13 protein-coding genes and 1 pseudogene are annotated in these 15,279 nt (G+C 46.5%); 7 read left to right on the top strand and 7 right to left on the bottom strand.

Features of this window, described 5'->3' with window-relative positions; translation table 11 throughout:
• Window positions 1-12 precede the first annotated feature (12 nt).
• Both AB0L18_RS09520 and AB0L18_RS09515 read left to right on the top strand, forming a co-directional pair.
• Entirely contained in the window at window positions 13-1,272 is a 1,260-nt protein-coding gene (locus AB0L18_RS09520; RefSeq protein ID WP_367392353.1) for a sterol desaturase family protein, read from the top strand.
• 48 nt (window positions 1,273-1,320) lie between these two features.
• Window positions 1,321-1,872: a hypothetical protein gene (locus AB0L18_RS09515; protein ID WP_367392352.1), complete on the top strand. Its 552-nt coding sequence runs from the start codon at window positions 1,321-1,323 to the stop codon at window positions 1,870-1,872.
• Between the two features lies 1 nt (window position 1,873).
• Here the strand turns inward: AB0L18_RS09515 and yjjG are convergent, their stop codons facing one another.
• A complete protein-coding gene (gene yjjG, locus AB0L18_RS09510) occupies window positions 1,874-2,566 on the bottom strand; it encodes a pyrimidine 5'-nucleotidase (RefSeq protein ID WP_367392351.1) in 693 nt (230 codons plus the stop codon).
• Window positions 2,567-2,576: 10 nt separating this feature from the next.
• Entirely contained in the window at window positions 2,577-3,164 is a 588-nt protein-coding gene (locus tag AB0L18_RS09505) for an HD domain-containing protein (protein WP_367392350.1), read from the bottom strand.
• 319 nt (window positions 3,165-3,483) lie between these two features.
• Between AB0L18_RS09505 and AB0L18_RS09500 the strand changes: the two genes are divergently transcribed.
• Window positions 3,484-5,610, top strand: coding sequence for an elongation factor G (locus AB0L18_RS09500; RefSeq protein WP_367392349.1), 2,127 nt, complete (start codon window positions 3,484-3,486; stop codon window positions 5,608-5,610).
• A gap of 119 nt (window positions 5,611-5,729) precedes the next feature.
• Here AB0L18_RS09500 and asnS read toward each other — a convergent pair whose 3' ends face one another.
• The 3 genes from asnS to AB0L18_RS09485 all read right to left on the bottom strand — a co-directional run bounded on the left by asnS (window position 5,730) and on the right by AB0L18_RS09485 (window position 8,967).
• Window positions 5,730-7,163: an asparagine--tRNA ligase gene (asnS, locus tag AB0L18_RS09495; protein ID WP_367392348.1), complete on the bottom strand. Its 1,434-nt coding sequence runs from the start codon at window positions 7,161-7,163 to the stop codon at window positions 5,730-5,732.
• A gap of 323 nt (window positions 7,164-7,486) precedes the next feature.
• Window positions 7,487-8,413 (bottom strand): alpha/beta fold hydrolase, encoded by a 927-nt coding sequence (locus AB0L18_RS09490; RefSeq protein ID WP_367392347.1) that lies wholly within the window; start codon window positions 8,411-8,413, stop codon window positions 7,487-7,489.
• Entirely contained in the window at window positions 8,410-8,967 is a 558-nt protein-coding gene (locus tag AB0L18_RS09485) for a TetR/AcrR family transcriptional regulator (protein ID WP_367392346.1), read from the bottom strand. Before AB0L18_RS09485 ends, AB0L18_RS09490 begins: the two co-directional genes overlap by 4 nt.
• 105 nt (window positions 8,968-9,072) lie before the next feature.
• On the opposite strand from AB0L18_RS09485, the gene AB0L18_RS09480 reads away from it, so the two are divergent.
• Window positions 9,073-9,474, top strand: coding sequence for a hypothetical protein (locus tag AB0L18_RS09480; RefSeq protein WP_367392345.1), 402 nt, complete (start codon window positions 9,073-9,075; stop codon window positions 9,472-9,474).
• A 4-nt stretch (window positions 9,475-9,478) separates the two neighbouring features.
• Here the strand turns inward: AB0L18_RS09480 and rsmI are convergent, their stop codons facing one another.
• Together rsmI and AB0L18_RS09470 are read right to left on the bottom strand one after the other, a co-directional pair.
• Entirely contained in the window at window positions 9,479-10,153 is a 675-nt protein-coding gene (gene rsmI, locus AB0L18_RS09475; protein ID WP_367392344.1) for a 16S rRNA (cytidine(1402)-2'-O)-methyltransferase, read from the bottom strand.
• 25 nt (window positions 10,154-10,178) lie between these two features.
• Complete coding sequence (locus AB0L18_RS09470) at window positions 10,179-11,222, bottom strand: rhodanese-related sulfurtransferase (RefSeq protein WP_367392343.1); 1,044 nt, start codon at window positions 11,220-11,222, stop codon at window positions 10,179-10,181.
• Window positions 11,223-11,579: 357 nt separating this feature from the next.
• On the opposite strand from AB0L18_RS09470, the gene AB0L18_RS09465 reads away from it, so the two are divergent.
• The 3 genes and pseudogenes from AB0L18_RS09465 to AB0L18_RS09455 form a co-directional block, all read left to right on the top strand.
• On the top strand, window positions 11,580-13,694 hold the full coding sequence (locus tag AB0L18_RS09465) for a carboxy terminal-processing peptidase (RefSeq protein ID WP_367392342.1): 2,115 nt from the start codon (window positions 11,580-11,582) through the stop codon (window positions 13,692-13,694).
• Between the two features lie 203 nt (window positions 13,695-13,897).
• The gene (locus AB0L18_RS09460) at window positions 13,898-14,488 is read left to right on the top strand and encodes a transposase (protein WP_367390268.1); all 591 of its coding nucleotides are present in this window, start codon (window positions 13,898-13,900) and stop codon (window positions 14,486-14,488) included.
• Window positions 14,430-15,239: pseudogene (locus tag AB0L18_RS09455) on the top strand (transposase); the annotation flags it as partial. The gene AB0L18_RS09460 and the pseudogene AB0L18_RS09455, both read left to right, overlap by 59 nt.
• Window positions 15,240-15,279 lie beyond the last annotated feature (40 nt).

Below are 15,279 nucleotides of genomic sequence, written 5' to 3'. Positions count from 1 at the left end.
ATTTATCCTGCTATGGAAACATACGCCGACGTACTTGCCTATGCCATCCCTGGTTTTATGATTTTGATCCTGATTGAATCACTGGTTGCTCGCTGGCGAGGGGTTCAAGTCAACCATCCTGCTGATACGATATCCAGTCTCAGTTCCGGTATGACCAATACCCTGAAAACCCTCATGGGCTTGGCTGTTGTCATCCTGAGTTACGAATGGATGGTTGAACATTGGGCATTGTTTGATCTCCCCGCTGCGGGTTGGGTCTATGCACTGGCTTTCATTGGTCTTGACTTCAAGGGGTATTGGTCGCATCGCTGGAATCACAAGATCAACCTGTTCTGGAACCGCCACGTTATTCACCACAGCAGCGAAGAGTTCAACCTTTCTTGCGCCTTGCGGCAAAGTGTATCTGCCATTATCGGTGTTTACTTTTTTCTCTACATCCCGATGGCCCTGCTGGGCGTACCTACGGAGGTCGTGGCTTTCATTGCCCCCATCCATTTCTTTAGTCAATTCTGGTACCACACCCGCCTGATTGATCGGATGGGGCCATTGGAATACATCATCGTCACGCCTTCGCATCATCGGGTACACCACGCTATCAATGATGAATACCTGGACAAGAATTTTTCCGAAATTTTCATCATCTGGGACAAGCTATTCGGCACCTTTCAGGAAGAGCTCAAAGAAGTACCGCCCGTATACGGCACCAAGCGTCCAGCCGGTACCTGGAACCCCATTTTGATCAACTTCATGCATCTTTGGAGCATTATTCAGGATGCCTGGCGCACGCGCTCGTGGTGGGACAAAGCCCGCATCTGGTTTATGCCTACAGGCTGGCGCCCCGCCGATGTGCTCCAAAAGTATCCGATTCCTTACTACAAAACGGCTAGCGAACAGAAAAAATACGACAGCCACATTTCTCGCCCATTACAGCTTTGGTCATGGACCCAGCTGGTCATTAATCTCGTATTGATGTACTACCTCATGTTTGAGATTGGCACGCTTACCTTTATTGAGATCTTATGCTACGGCGGCTTTTTGATGCTCTCTGTTTTTGCTTACACCACACTCATGGATCGTCATCGGCTATCTCTTCCGCTGGAAGGGCTGAAATTCATCTACGGTTTGGGGATGGTCTACCTTTTCCAAGGATGGTTTGGTTTAGAAACGGTGGGAAGCTCAATGATGGTAGCCTACCTTTTTATCTCCTTGGCTTGTTGTTTCTACTTTGTCCGGTCAGAGGTCTGGCTGGTTCGTAATCGTAAATTAGTTTAACCAAATACTTCAAATATTATCAAAACTCCTTTTTCTATTGAGATAAGTGTGCTGGATGATCAAACGCAGCACTATAAGATCAGCGATCAAAACGGACAACTGTCCTTTGCTAGTGTCATTAAATATTGGCAAACATCAACGGCGTTTCGGCAATACTATAACCGCGCGTTGGCAGAAAGCCCCTTCCCTGCTTACTTCTGGGAACATCCTCCTTTATCAATTGAGCTTCTGGATCAGGATTACGAATTTGTCCTTGTCAACAGCCCTTCCTTAGCGAAGGTCAAAGCAGATACGGCGTCTTTTTCGGTTTTTTTTGATCCTCAAAAAACGGTGGTTGATTTTCCAAACTTAAGAGCGGATGCTCATTTATTGGTACCCTGCCCGATTCAAGGTGCCCAATTTTCCCATCTGGCCGCGTTTTGCCGTACGGCTACCGAAGCACATTCAGATCAGTATTGGCAAGCCCTTGGTCATCTACTCGCCGCGCAAATCAGTCGCGAAAAACGGTGGCTGAGTACTTCCGGATTGGGCGTCTACTGGCTGCATATCCGCTGGGATAAGCGCCCAAAGTATTACACGTTCAGAAAATACATCGTTTAGTTTAGCGGTCCAAGATTCCGGCTAGTTCCTGCACGGTATTGATCGTGAAATCAGGCAAAATATCCGTGTTGTTGTCCCGCTGATGGCTGACCCAGCAAGTTGGACAGCCGTAATCGTTCCCTCCTTTTATGTCTGATTGGAGGTTATCGCCAATGACTAAAATGTCTTCCTTCGCTGCCGGGTGCGGAAGATTTTGATAAGCATACTCAAAGAAGGCAGCATCTGGTTTGGCAACCCCAATTTCATCCGAAACGACAATACTTTTGAAATGACTGCGTAACTTTAATAAATCCAGGCGGGGGCGTTGTACTTCCTTCAGGCCGTTGGTGATGATCCCAAGGTGATAATGCTGTCCTAGGTTTTGCAGGAGCTGTGGCACGCCTTCATAAGCCTCGCTTAATTGAACCAGATTATCCAGAAATCTTTTGCTAAAAACCTGGGGTTCGGCAGGAGCAATATCTAAGGCTGCAAACAGCAATTCGAAACGTTCAATCCGCAGCCTTTCGGCCGACATCTCCCCTTTTTCAAAAGCCGTCCATACTTGATGATTGACCGTTTTGTAGACTTCATAAATAGCTTCTGTACAAGTCGTATCGAAGTCTCGGAAGCTTTGCCACAAAGCCTGCTTACTGGTATTCGTAAAGTCTACCAAGGTATTATCAAAATCAAAAAGCAACCACTGAAACTGGGGCATAAGCATATATTTATCTCAATTTTACCGGTGTAACACCAGGAAAATTTTCTTCTACCCATTTAATGGGTGCAGGATTTTTATCCCCGGTCTGGGTATCGCACTTGAAGAAAAGGTAATAGAGCTGGTTATGTCCTTTGATGCGATTCAGCAATCGCTCCATTCGCTGCATCCCACGCTTTTGCTCTTTAAAGAGAACAATGTCTCGCCAGATATAGTAGACCTCATCGTGGTTCTGGATAATATTTAACAGGACTTCCTCTTCAACAAATTGCTCTAGAAATCGGCGGGCCAATACAGCGTGATGCCGATGCCAATTGCGGGGCTCCCGTTTGTCTTCCTGAAACTTAAAAGTATCGTGTACCAAGGCTATGATTCGGAGCCACTCGCGCTCTTTTGGTGTTAGCTCCAAACAATCAATGTTGGCTAATACTTCCTTAACGTGCTTGTAAACCTCTCCTTCAGGGTGGCCATAGCGAGGAATTCCCCAATGCATTCCCTCGATCATCAGAGGATGCTCAATGAGCACTCTTTCCAACGCCGTTTCTACGCCGAGTTCCTCGGCTAAGTCGATTGTTTCCGCTGATGTTTTATTGCGCATGAAGCTAAAGCCTGTTCTTGACCAAGTGCGATCGCCAAAATACAACATTACTCAACGAGTAACACTATGGGTATAAAACAAAAAATCACTATCAAGTCTATTAATAACGACCGTACAGATAGATTAGTTGCCTACCAAATAAACGCCAATTCTAACCATCACATCTACCGAAAAAACCCAAAAACCAACACTTTAAAATCACCAAAACAAAGTATTATGAAATAATATTTTTATAAAATCGAATTATTACCTAATTTAATTCCGACTTAACATCCTTTACTGGTTTTATTGTTTCTCCACCGTATAAAATCAATCGCACATGGGTTATGACACCAATAATATTCGCAATGTAGTCTTGTTGGGCCATCCTGGCTCAGGAAAAACGACGCTAGCAGAATGTATGCTATTCGAAGCCAAGGCTATTCCTCGACGTGGCTCTTCTACCGCTGGAAGTACGGTTTCTGATTACACCAATCTGGAAAAGGAAAGGGGTAATTCTGTTTTCTCTTCTTTGCTACATGCTATTTGGAAAGACAGTAAAATAAATATCATTGACACACCGGGCTACGATGACTTTGTGGGCGAAGTAATCTCCGCCTTAAAAGTAGCAGACACGGGCATTATGCTCCTCAATGCCCGTAGTGGTGTTGAGGTGGGTACAGAACTTATCTGGGAATATATTGAAAGTTTCAAGACCCCTGCTTTTTTTGTCATCAACCATCTCGACCACGACAAAGCCGATTACGAAAGCACCCTGGAGCAGGCCACTGCTCGCTTTGGCAACAAGGTGATCCAGGTACAATACCCGCTTAATCCCGGCAGTGATTTTAATACCATCGTTGATGCCCTGCGCATGACGCTCTACGTTTTTCCTAAAGATGGCGGAAAACCCAACAAAGAAGCAATTCCTCCCGAAGAGATGGAGCGCGCAATGGAACTTCACAATGCCCTCGTAGAAGCCGCTGCCGAGAATGACGAAGGCTTAATGGAGAAGTTTTTTGAGGCAGGCACTCTCACCGAAGAAGAACTGGCCAAGGGGCTCCGGATTGCCATCGCCAAACAGGAGATTTTCCCTGTCTTTTGCTGTGCCGCCGAACACAACATGGGCAGTGGTAGAATTATGGGATTTATCAATGATGTTTGCCCCAGCCCGGCAGAACGCCCCCCCGCCCTTCTTGATGATGGAGGAGAACTTGTTTGTTCCACAGATAATGATACCACCATTTTTATCTACAAAACCATTTCGGAGCCCCAAGTGGGCAATGTTTCTTACTTCAAAGTATACAGTGGTGTCCTTGCTGCCGGCGACGAACTCCACAACGCGGTTACGGGACAAACAGAACGCTTTACCCAGCTGTTTTTAGCCAATGGTAAAGAAAGGACTGGCACCAAAGAAGTGCGGGCAGGCGATTTAGGCGTCACCTTGAAACTTAAAGACTCCCACTCTAACCAAACCCTATATGGGAATGGCCCGAAACATAATATCGAGCCTATGCACTTTCCGGAGTCACGTATTCGGGTAGCCATTGAGCCACCAGGGAAGGCAGAAATGGAAAAGCTCATGAAGGCACTTCACATCATTGAAGAAGAAGATCCTACACTACGCGTTGAACAATCACAGGCGCTCAAACAAACCCTCCTTCATGGCCAAGGCCAACTACACCTTGATCTGATTCGTTACCGCATCGAAAAGGTTAATGGTATCCACATGAACTTTATTCGCCCCCGTATCTCCTACCGCGAGACAGTCACCGCGTCAACAGACACCACTTACCGTCATAAAAAGCAAAGCGGTGGCTCGGGCCAGTTTGCCGAAATCCACCTCCGCTTAGAACCTTATCATGAAGGAATGTCTGATCCAGAAGGATTGACCGTGCGCAAAAAAGAAACAGAAGAGCTCCCTTGGGGCGGTTCCCTCGCTTTCTATTGGTGTATCGTAGGAGGAAGCATCGACGCAAAGTATGCCAACGCCATCAAAAAAGGCATCCTTCAACGTATGGAGGAAGGGCCATTGACGGGTTCTCCTTGCCAGGATATTAGGGTCTCGGTCTACGATGGCAAAATGCACTCCGTTGACTCCAACGACACCGCCTTCATGATTGCCGCCAGGATGGCTATCAGGAATGCCTTCAAAGATGCTGGCCCTCAAATACTGGAACCCATCTACGACTTGGAGGTGCTCTGTGATGCCGACGTCCTGGGCGATGTTATGGGCGACCTCCAAACCCGGCGAGCAATGATCTCCGGAATGGATGCAGAAGGCCACTACCAAAAAATCATCGCCAAAGTACCACAAGCAGAAATGTACCAATACTCCTCCACGCTACGGTCATTGACCCAGGGACGGGCCAAATTCAATCGCCGTTTTGCCGAATACAGCCCGTTGCCTTACGAGATTCAGGAAAAGTTAATGGCCAGCTACGAGGAAGAGGAAGTAGAGGCGTAATCCTGCGTGGTAAATACATAAATGTATTTATACAAATAGGGTCGTAGTCTCCCGACTACGCCCCTATTGATTAATGGTCTTCCACCAGGTAGTACTGGGGTAGACACAAATCTTGTTTCTTAAAACTCCGCCGTACGCGGCGCTCGCGGGAATGGAATTACATCACGGATATTCGTTATTCCTGTAATAAATTGTACCATACGCTCAAAGCCAAGGCCGAATCCAGCGTGTGGAGCTCCGCCAAAACGGCGCAAGTCCATGTACCACCAAAGTTCTTCTTCGGGGATGTTCATTTCGTGCATCCGCTTACGTAGCATACTCTCCCGTTCTTCCCGCTGTGATCCACCAATGACTTCACCAATATAGGGGAAAAGCACATCCATGGCGGCAACGGTATTATTGTCGTCGTTCATGCGCATGTAGAAGGCCTTAATGTCTTTGGGATAATCCCGAACGATAACGGGCTTTTTAAATTCCTTCTCCACCAAAAAGCGCTCGTGCTCAGCTTGTAAGTCTGCTCCCCAAACAGGCTCAAACTCAAATTTTCCTTTTTTGAAAGGCTTGCTATTGCGAAGCATATTTACCGCTTCGGTATAAGTGATCCGGGCAAAATCATTGTCTACCACGAAACGCAGCATTTCGATCAATCCCATCGGGCGACGATCCGCTTGCGGCAGGTTTTTCTCAGCCTCTTGGATGCGCTTATCCAACAATTGAAGATCACCATCGAAGTTATCCAGTACGTAGTTGATCAGGTACTTGACAAAGTCTTCTGCCAAGTCCATATCGTTCTCCAAATCGAAGAATGCAGCTTCTGGCTCAATCATCCAAAATTCCGACAAATGGCGGGTCGTATTGGAGTTTTCCGCACGGAAAGTAGGTCCAAAAGTGTAGACCTTACCCAACGACATGGCGCCAATCTCCGCCTGTAGCTGGCCCGAAACGGTCAGGTTGGTAGGTTTACCAAAAAAATCTTTGCTATAGTCAATCGCCCCGTCTTCCGTACGTGGCAAGTTTTCAGGATCAAGGGTGCTCACCCGAAACATCTCACCAGCACCTTCGGCATCGCTGCCCGTGATGATTGGCGTATGCAGGTAGTAGTAGCCACGATCGTTGAAATATTTGTTTACGGCGTAAGCCACGGCGTGCCGAATACGAAACACAGAACTAAACGTAGCCGTACGCATCCGCAGGTGCGCTTGTTCCCGCAGAAACTCTACCGTTTGCTTCTTTGCTTGCAGGGGGTATTCTTCCAGATTATTCTCGCCCAAGATTTCTACTTCTTTGGCTACAATTTCTACGGCCTGCCCACTTCCCTGGCTTTCGACCACAGTTCCCGTAACACTGATACAGGCGTGAAATTTGATCTTATTGATTAAATCTTCCGGGAAACTTTCAAAGTCCACAACGATCTGTAAAGTTTCTGAAGTAGAACCATCGTACAACGCAATAAAGCGCCGGCCCCGGTAAGCACGTACCCAACCCATGACCGTTACGTCGGAATCAATCGGGGGGTTCTGTAAGATTTTTGCGATTTCTGTTCTGGTAATCATTCCCGCTTATCTTTTTTATAGCAGACACTAACGTACTGAGATCGGATACCGTTCCCGTTACTACGCTGGAGGCTATTCAAAATAAAGCGCGAAGATAGAAAGAAGCGGGGAAATGAGTAAGGAACAGCACGAAAATAAAAAGCGATTCGCTTCACGGCTACTTCGTGGTTTGTTTTTCAAATAGTTGAATAAGCACTTCATTTAAAGCCCGTCTGGCCAGCCGGACAGGCGTTTTAACTATTTGGAAAACCTTAGAAACCTCGAAGAAGCAGCGTAGCTAAATCGCAGTTTATTTTCTGCGCAATACTAAGGAATAAAGGGGCTTACCTTTTGTAAAAAGTCGCTAATTCATAGCTTTCTGGCAATGGACGCTCCTGCACGGTAGCAGTTTGGGGCAAATTGCCGTACAAAGCAAAATCAATTATCGCCTTCGTCACCCGCGGTGTCCCCAGGTGATGCTTGGCGCCTAGCGGTAAGTACAGGGCACTCCCTGGCCAATAAGCATGAAAACCTAGAGCCTGGTTGCCAGAGGTAACCTTATCTTGAGGGTCGTGAACAATCAGCGCGGAAATATGCCCCAAAGCTGCCGTCCCGCGGCCAATATCAAAAGAACGAAAGCGATTTCCCGCCGCTGTTTGAATACAGTTTTCAAACACTTGGTATACCGACGCGGTCAAACCTAAACCGTTTTTCAACGATCGAAAAACGCTGGTCTGAGCATTGCTAAAAGCCCCCATGACCACCATCCGTTGTGGGTGAAGTGACTGGGGCAACACCGCCATAGCTTGCACACTACTCGATCCACCAAAGGAATGGCCAATCATTATTTCCGGCCGACCGTAATGGCGAATCAAAGCTGCAATAATGTCAACATTGTTTACAAAATCCAACTGCTCCCTAACAGCCTGCCCATGCCCCGGTGGGTCGTACGCAATCACCCGATATCCCGCTTCCACCAAAGGCCCCACAAAGTAGCGCCAACGCCCCGAATTATACCCCCATCCGTAACTCAGCAAAATGTAAGGGCTCCCCTCTACTCCCCAATGGTACTCTACAATTTTCCGCCCTCCACGCTCCGAATTAAAGCGCGTGGCTGTGGCTAGAAAATCGAGCTCCTTCTCCCGCAATTGCGGTTTGGGTGGCGTGGTGAAAAGTTGGTAAACCTTCTTTCCTGCTCGCTTTTTGCTGAATAAAGCGTAGAAGTTGATACCCAACCCCATTGTTTTGAAGATAAGTTGTTGATAATTCATAAGCTTAAGATTTGCACATAGCGATCTACAAATGACTCCAAGTGCATTTCATCGCCGGTGAGCTTGTAAAGCGTGATCGCACCTTCGTATTGTAACAGCATTAGGTAAGCCTGTTCTTTCGCCTTTTCCTCAGGCAAAACGTTCCCTAACAGGCGAGCAAAAGTTTGCTTCCACTCGTCGTAAAAAGCCATCAGCAATTCATTGTGAATCCCTTCCTGGCCCATCTCCATAATTACATTGGTAAAAAAACAGCCGCGTTGGTCTATTTTTGCCAAACGGTTCTGACGACGGAGCATTTTCTCTAAGCGCTGCTCCAAAGGCAGCGGCTCCTCATCTGCGACAGCCAGCACGTAACTACGGAAAAAATCCATAGAAAATTCTAAAACCTCATGCATCAGGTCTTCTTTAGAACCAAAATGATGGAGTAGACCAGCCTTACCCAGGCCCGCAGCCTTGGCCAGCATACTGATAGAAGAACCTTTGTAACCATGCAAATTGATCACTTCCCAGCAGCGCTGAAGGATATCTTCTCTTGTTGTTTTTTGTACAGGCATAACTTTACTAACCGTTCGGTCGGTAAGTTAATGATTTTAGAAATTCAATGCAAGTACAACCCAACCTATTTTAGCACAAGCCCTGTCTTTAAAAGAAAAATACCGATGAAGTCAATATATTTCCTCCTGGGGTTTTCATTCATCCTACTTTCAACAGGATTTACAGCCTGTGATCAGGCCAAAGACGCAGCCATTTTCGATACTGAATTATTGTTGAATTGCTGGACACACGTTCACGAAGAGCTACTGGAAGAAGGGCGTTATTTCCAACCTTGTGATTTTTCTGATCTGCCTATCAGCAGGTTCCGAGCCACTTACGAATTCCAGGAAGGAGGCGTCTGTACCTACATGGTATTAGCTCCCAATGATGCCCACTATTCCCTTACCGGAACCTGGGAATACGATGCGGGAAATGCTCACCTGAAAATTTACGACACTGACCAAGTGATAGTTGCCGATTTGGAGATTTTGGAGTTGACGAAAAACAGGTTGATTGTCAGCCCTTAAAGAATTACTTCCCCGCTACCACCAATACAATCTCGCCTTTGACCTTGTCCTTGTCCCGGTAGTAATCCGCGAGTTCTTGTAGGGTAGCCGTTTTTACTTCTTCGAACATTTTTGTGAGTTCGCGTGCCACGCAGGCCGTTCTCTCGGGCCCGCATTGCTCAATCAATTGATCCAGGCACTTGACCAGGCGATAGGGTGATTCGTACATCACAAAAGTCACCGGCAACTCCGCCAGGTATTGCAACCGTGTCTGGCGGCCTTTCTTATGGGGCAAAAATCCTTCAAAATGAAACTTATCGGCGGGTAAACCCGAGGCGGTCAGCGCCGGGATGAGTGCCGTAGCTCCGGGCAATGCTTCCACCCGTACCCCAGCTTCTACACAAGCGCGCACCAACAAAAATCCAGGATCACTGATCCCCGGGCTTCCGGCATCGGTGACCAGCGCCCACTCCGCTCCTGCTTGTAGCTCTGCCACCAGTCGGTCGGTCACTTTGTGCTCGTTATGGGCGTGAAAAGCCCTTAGCGGCGTCTCTATCTCATAATGCTGCAAGAGGCGTTTGCTGGTGCGGGTGTCCTCCGCCAATATCAGCGCGACTTCCTTCAAGATACGTAATGCCCGCAAGGTCATATCCTCAAGGTTGCCGATGGGCGTAGGAACGAGATAGAGTTTACCGGACATAGTTTACTAAAATTAGAAGCTGTTTTTAAATCACCGGATCACTCTGCCGATTGGCCTTATAGCGGCCTTTCCCAAACTTCGTCCCGTTGAAGCTCATCGTTGGGCGCAGGCGTTCCTGTTCTTCTTCGGGCAGCGCGGCGAAATCGGTGCATTCTTTCGAACAACAGCCCTGGTGCTTTTCTGCACATTCTTCGCACTGAATGAAAAGAATATGGCAAGCCGTATTCACGCAGTTGGTGTGGGTATCGCTGGGTTTGCCACACTGGTGGCACTTGGAAACGATTTCACCGGAAATACGCTCGCCCAGTCGCTCATCAAAGACGAAATTTTTGCCTAGAAACTGGTTCTCCAGACCTTCTTCTTCGCACTGGCGGGCGTATTCTATGATGCCGCCATCAATCATGTGTACCGCTTCGAAACCTTTATGTAGGTAGTAGGCACTGGCTTTTTCACAGCGAATCCCTCCCGTACAGTACATGATAATGGGTTTATCCTTGGCGTCTTGTAGCATGTCTTCCACCAGGGGAAGGGCTTCTCGGAAGGTCTCCACGTCTGGACGGATAGCATCCTTGAAGTAGCCCACTTCGCTTTCGTAGTGATTACGCATGTCCACGACAATGGCATCTTCCCTCGCCATCAATTCGTTCACCTCGCGTGCCGAAAGATGCTTGCCGCGCTTGGTCACGTCGAAAGTTTCATCATCAAGTCCATCCGCAACAATCTTGTCGCGGACTTTTATTTTCAGCTTGTAAAAAGACTTCCCATCGTCGTCAATCGCGATATTCAGGCGGATACCATTTAAAAATGGAATACGGAACATCTCCGCCTTGAACGCTTCAAAACCAGCAGTGGGTACTGAAATCTGACCATTGATGCCCTCTTTGGCGACGTAGATACGGCCAAAAACACCAAGCTTAGACCAATCTCTGAAGAGTTGATCGCGAAAAGCCTGGGGATTATCGATTTGGTGATACTGATAGAAAGAAAGGGTGGTTCGCGCCTCCTCGGAGGTTTCCATACGGCGCTTGAGCTCGTCGTTATTGACGAGGTTGTGTAAACGTCTTGACATGTTATTTTTACTGTAGTTAAGCTAATGATCCTGCTTTCGCAGAATGGGCAAGTTGCAAGCTTGCTGCCCAATTACAGGAGCAAAGATAGGCAGAGTTCGTCAAATAAGCGTTAAAATTGAGCTTTGGCATGGTTTTGGAAAACCATTTAACAACAGATAAGGTATTCATTGTGGTAAATGAATAAGTCGACGAGTGTAACATTCGATGCAAATCAGCTATTTTTGACATCAATCGTTACAGCAAAGTACTTATTTGCACAATTTTTAAGATACATATTTGTTAATTACAAAAGATTTCAGCAGTATCTTTTTACGCTGCTTATCGTCTTAAGTCTAGATCCGACAAAATACAGTTATATGAACTTCAAAAAATCAATTTTCTTTTCGCTGGTTGCTGTATTAATGCTTGCAGCATTCATGTACCCACAGTTAAGCGACGAGCAAAAGGAAGCCGTTCTCTTACAGACCCTCGTCAAAGGCATGGAGCGCTACCACTATAGCCCCCAGGATATTGACGATAACTTTTCCGAAAAAATTTACGACCTCTATCTAGATGGTATTGATGGCGGCAAACGTTTCCTCACCGCTAAGGAAGTAGCCCAGTTGGAGAAATACCGCCACGACATTGATGATCAAATCAATGATAGTAAGTTTACCTTCTTCAACCTTACCCAAGAGTTGATGGACAAAGCACTGGTACGGGCTCAAGGGTACTACAAAGATATCCTTGCGACGCCCTTCGATTTCTCCACCGGAGAGTCGGTAGAGCTTGACGGAGAAAAGCGTGCCTACGCCAGCGATGAAAAAGAGCTGTGGCAATACTGGCAAAAATACCTCAAGTACGAAACGCTTGACCGGTACGCCGAAGCCATTGATAAAAGAGAAAAAGGCGAAGAAGATTTTGCCGGAAAAACAAATGAGGAATTAGAAGCAAAGGCACGTGCCGACGTAATGACGATGTTTGATCGTTGGTTTGATCGCCTGATCAAGCTGGATCGCGAGGATCGGATGAGCCAGTACCTCAACGCTTTCACCAGTGTCTTTGACCCACACACCAGCTACTACAAGCCGATCGATAAAGAAAACTTCGACATCCGCTTTAGTGGTAAGTTGGAAGGTATTGGTGCTCGTCTTCTTACCGAAGGCGACTATACCAAGGTTACGGAAATCGTAGTCGGTGGCCCCGCCTGGAAAGGCAAGGAATTGGAAGCCAACGACATTATCACTAAAGTAGCCCAAGAGGGCGAGGCCCCTGTAGATATCAAAGGCATGGTCATTGACGATGTGGTTTCTCAAATTCGCGGGAGCAAGGACACTAAAGTTATCCTTACCGTTAAGAAAGTTGATGGCAGCGAAAAAGAAATTACTATCACGCGTGATATTGTGATTTTAGACGAAAGCTTTGCCAAATCACTCATCATCGATGGTCAGGCACCCGGCGAGAAAATTGGTTATATTTCCCTGCCCAGCTTCTATGCTGATTTCCAGGATCGTGACGGTCGCCACTGCGCCGACGATGTGGAAAAGGAGCTTAGTAAACTCAAAAATGCTGGCGTTGATGGTATCATCCTCGACCTACGTAATAATGGTGGTGGTAGCCTCCGCGACGTAGTGAAAATGTCGGGTTTCTTCATCGAGCGTGGTCCTATTGTTCAGGTAAAATCACGTGATTACGAGCCTGAAGTACTAATGGATGTTGATCCACAAGTACAATACGACGGCCCACTGGTAGTGATGGTCAATAACTTTAGCGCCAGTGCAAGTGAGATTCTTGCCGCAGCTTTACAAGACTATGGCCGTGCGGTCATTGTGGGTAGCAATTCTACCTTTGGTAAGGGTACCGTACAACGTTTTATCGACCTTGATCGCACCTTGCGTGGTTTTGAAAACGTGAAGCCACTCGGACAAGTGAAATTGACGACACAGAAATTCTACCGTATCGATGGTGGTTCTACCCAATTGCGTGGTGTAACCCCCGATATCATCCTGCCTGACAGCTACGCTTACATTGAAACAGGGGAAAAAGAAGAGGAGTACGCTATGCCGTGGACCGAAATTGCGGCCGTGGATTATGAGCAGAAGGTGTTGAGCATGTCGCACCTGGAGCAAATTGAAGCCCGTAGCAAAGCTCGCGTTGCTAAAAACGAGGTATTTGGCAAGATACAAGCCAACGCTGCTCGTTTGCAAAAACTACGCGATCTGACAGATTACCCGCTCAACCTACAGGACTACCAAAGCCTCGAAGCTGCGCGTACTGCAGATGCTGATCGCTTCAAGAACCTCTTCGACGAGGTCATTATCCCAAGCGCTCGCAACCTGGAGGTAGACCTGCCGACTTTTGCTGCGGATGAAAGCAAAAAGGCGCGTAACGAAGATTTCCTCAAAGGCGTTTCCAAAGATCTTTACATCTACGAAGTACTCTCCATCATGCACGATATCATCGAGCTGGAGCGTATCGCCATTGAAGATTAAGCACTGATCTGGTGTAAAAAAAGCTCCCTACTGACATGTTCACAGTAGGGAGCTTTTTTATTAGACTTGTTCGGCCGGGAACATTTGGGGGCTGACTTGCTCTCTCCCGCTCCCACTTCGCGAGCAAAGTGGTCACGTAGCTAAGCAGGGTGACCGGGAATAGGATTAGTTTAAGGCATAGAAAAATGTTATCATGTGTAACTATGGCGAAATTTAAGAATTATGAAATCGGGTCTGATCACTCAGTGATGATTGATTTAAGCCAACATCTTCCTTCCGAGCACCTAAGCAAGCAGATGGAGAGGATAATATCCAGCTTAGATACAAGTGCCATTGAGGCAACATATAGTGGTCTTGGACAAAATGCTTTGCATCCTAAATTACTGCTCAGTATCATTTTTTATGGATATGCCGTAGGCATTCGGAGCGGTCGGAAGTTAGCCAAAGCCTGTGAGGAAAACCTTGGCTTCATTTATTTGAGTAAAAACTATGGTCCTCAAAAGAGTTGCATCAATGATTTTCGTAGAGATAACTATCTGCATTTTGGAGATCTTTTCGTCCAAGTACTAAAAAAGTGTCAGGAATTTGGTTTGGGGGATGCCACTTTTAGTATTGTGGATGGTAGCAAAGAGGAATCCAATAGCTCCAAGGGTCGGACAAAAACGGCAGCACAATATGAAAAATGGCAACAGGTACTCTTGGATGATATTGCCTCATTAGAAAAAGAGCCTTCTGATGAGGGATCTCAAAAAAAAAATAGTAGCGAACAAACGCCTGTACAAAAAAATCAGTGATGCCATTGAGGTCATGAAAACCGATGAGTCCAAAAAGACGATGAACTTAACCGATCCGGATGCCCCGATCATGAAAGGTAAAAAAGGAAACTTTGATACGAATTATAATATCCAGGTAGCCTGTAGTGAAGATCAAATTATCTCCTATAATAATGTGGTCTTAGATGGCAATGATAAAGCACAACTGATCCCTGCTCTTCAAGGCATTCAAGCCAACACTGGTCAACAGGTCCAGGTTGTCCTAGCCGATGCTGACTTTGGCACTTTCGACAGTTTTGAATACATGGACACCAACAACATCTGTGGATACGTCCCTTACCGAGACATGAATGCCACTTTTGAAAATCAACCTTTTAATAGTGTTCATTTTGACTATGACGATCAACGAGATGTATACACTTGCCCGGCTAAGCACACCCTATCGTTCAAAAGCATTAAAATAGACCGGACTCGTAATAAAGAATATCGCCAATATCGCACGACGGCGTGTAAAAACTGCCCTTTCAAAGATGAATGTACTCCTAAGAGGTCTCCTTATCGTACGATCTTAAGAGAAGTAAGACAAGCATTAAGAGACCAAATGAAGCAGCGATTAAATATCCCAGAAGGCAAAAAGATGTATAACCGACGACTACACCCCATTGAAGCCATTTTTGGCCATTTGAAATACAATCTGGGATATACTCGGTTTTTACTCCGGGGCCTGGAAAAAGTAAAAGCGGAATTTACGTTGATGTGCTTGGCCAATAACTTACGTAAATTGGCCAAGTACCTCCTTTTTCCATCAATTT

This window comes from Lewinella sp. LCG006 (assembly GCF_040784935.1).
GTDB lineage: Bacteria > Bacteroidota > Bacteroidia > Chitinophagales > Saprospiraceae > Lewinella.
Note: the sequence above shows the minus strand (reverse complement) of the source record. Positions and strands in the feature narration are given on the sequence as shown.

Bases quoted from the DNA above. Each gene is read 5' to 3' on its own strand.
- AB0L18_RS09520 (WP_367392353.1), top strand. From the start codon at position 13: ATGGAAACATACGCCGACGTACTTGCCTATGCCATCCCTGGTTTTATG.
- yjjG (WP_367392351.1), bottom strand. From the start codon at position 2,566: ATGCCCCAGTTTCAGTGGTTGCTTTTTGATTTTGATAATACCTTGGTA.
- AB0L18_RS09505 (WP_367392350.1), bottom strand. From the start codon at position 3,164: ATGCGCAATAAAACATCAGCGGAAACAATCGACTTAGCCGAGGAACTC.
- AB0L18_RS09500 (WP_367392349.1), top strand. From the start codon at position 3,484: ATGGGTTATGACACCAATAATATTCGCAATGTAGTCTTGTTGGGCCAT.
- asnS (WP_367392348.1), bottom strand. From the start codon at position 7,163: ATGATTACCAGAACAGAAATCGCAAAAATCTTACAGAACCCCCCGATT.
- AB0L18_RS09490 (WP_367392347.1), bottom strand. From the start codon at position 8,413: ATGAATTATCAACAACTTATCTTCAAAACAATGGGGTTGGGTATCAAC.
- AB0L18_RS09485 (WP_367392346.1), bottom strand. From the start codon at position 8,967: ATGCCTGTACAAAAAACAACAAGAGAAGATATCCTTCAGCGCTGCTGG.
- AB0L18_RS09480 (WP_367392345.1), top strand. From the start codon at position 9,073: ATGAAGTCAATATATTTCCTCCTGGGGTTTTCATTCATCCTACTTTCA.
- rsmI (WP_367392344.1), bottom strand. From the start codon at position 10,153: ATGTCCGGTAAACTCTATCTCGTTCCTACGCCCATCGGCAACCTTGAG.
- AB0L18_RS09470 (WP_367392343.1), bottom strand. From the start codon at position 11,222: ATGTCAAGACGTTTACACAACCTCGTCAATAACGACGAGCTCAAGCGC.
- AB0L18_RS09465 (WP_367392342.1), top strand. From the start codon at position 11,580: ATGAACTTCAAAAAATCAATTTTCTTTTCGCTGGTTGCTGTATTAATG.
- AB0L18_RS09460 (WP_367390268.1), top strand. From the start codon at position 13,898: ATGGCGAAATTTAAGAATTATGAAATCGGGTCTGATCACTCAGTGATG.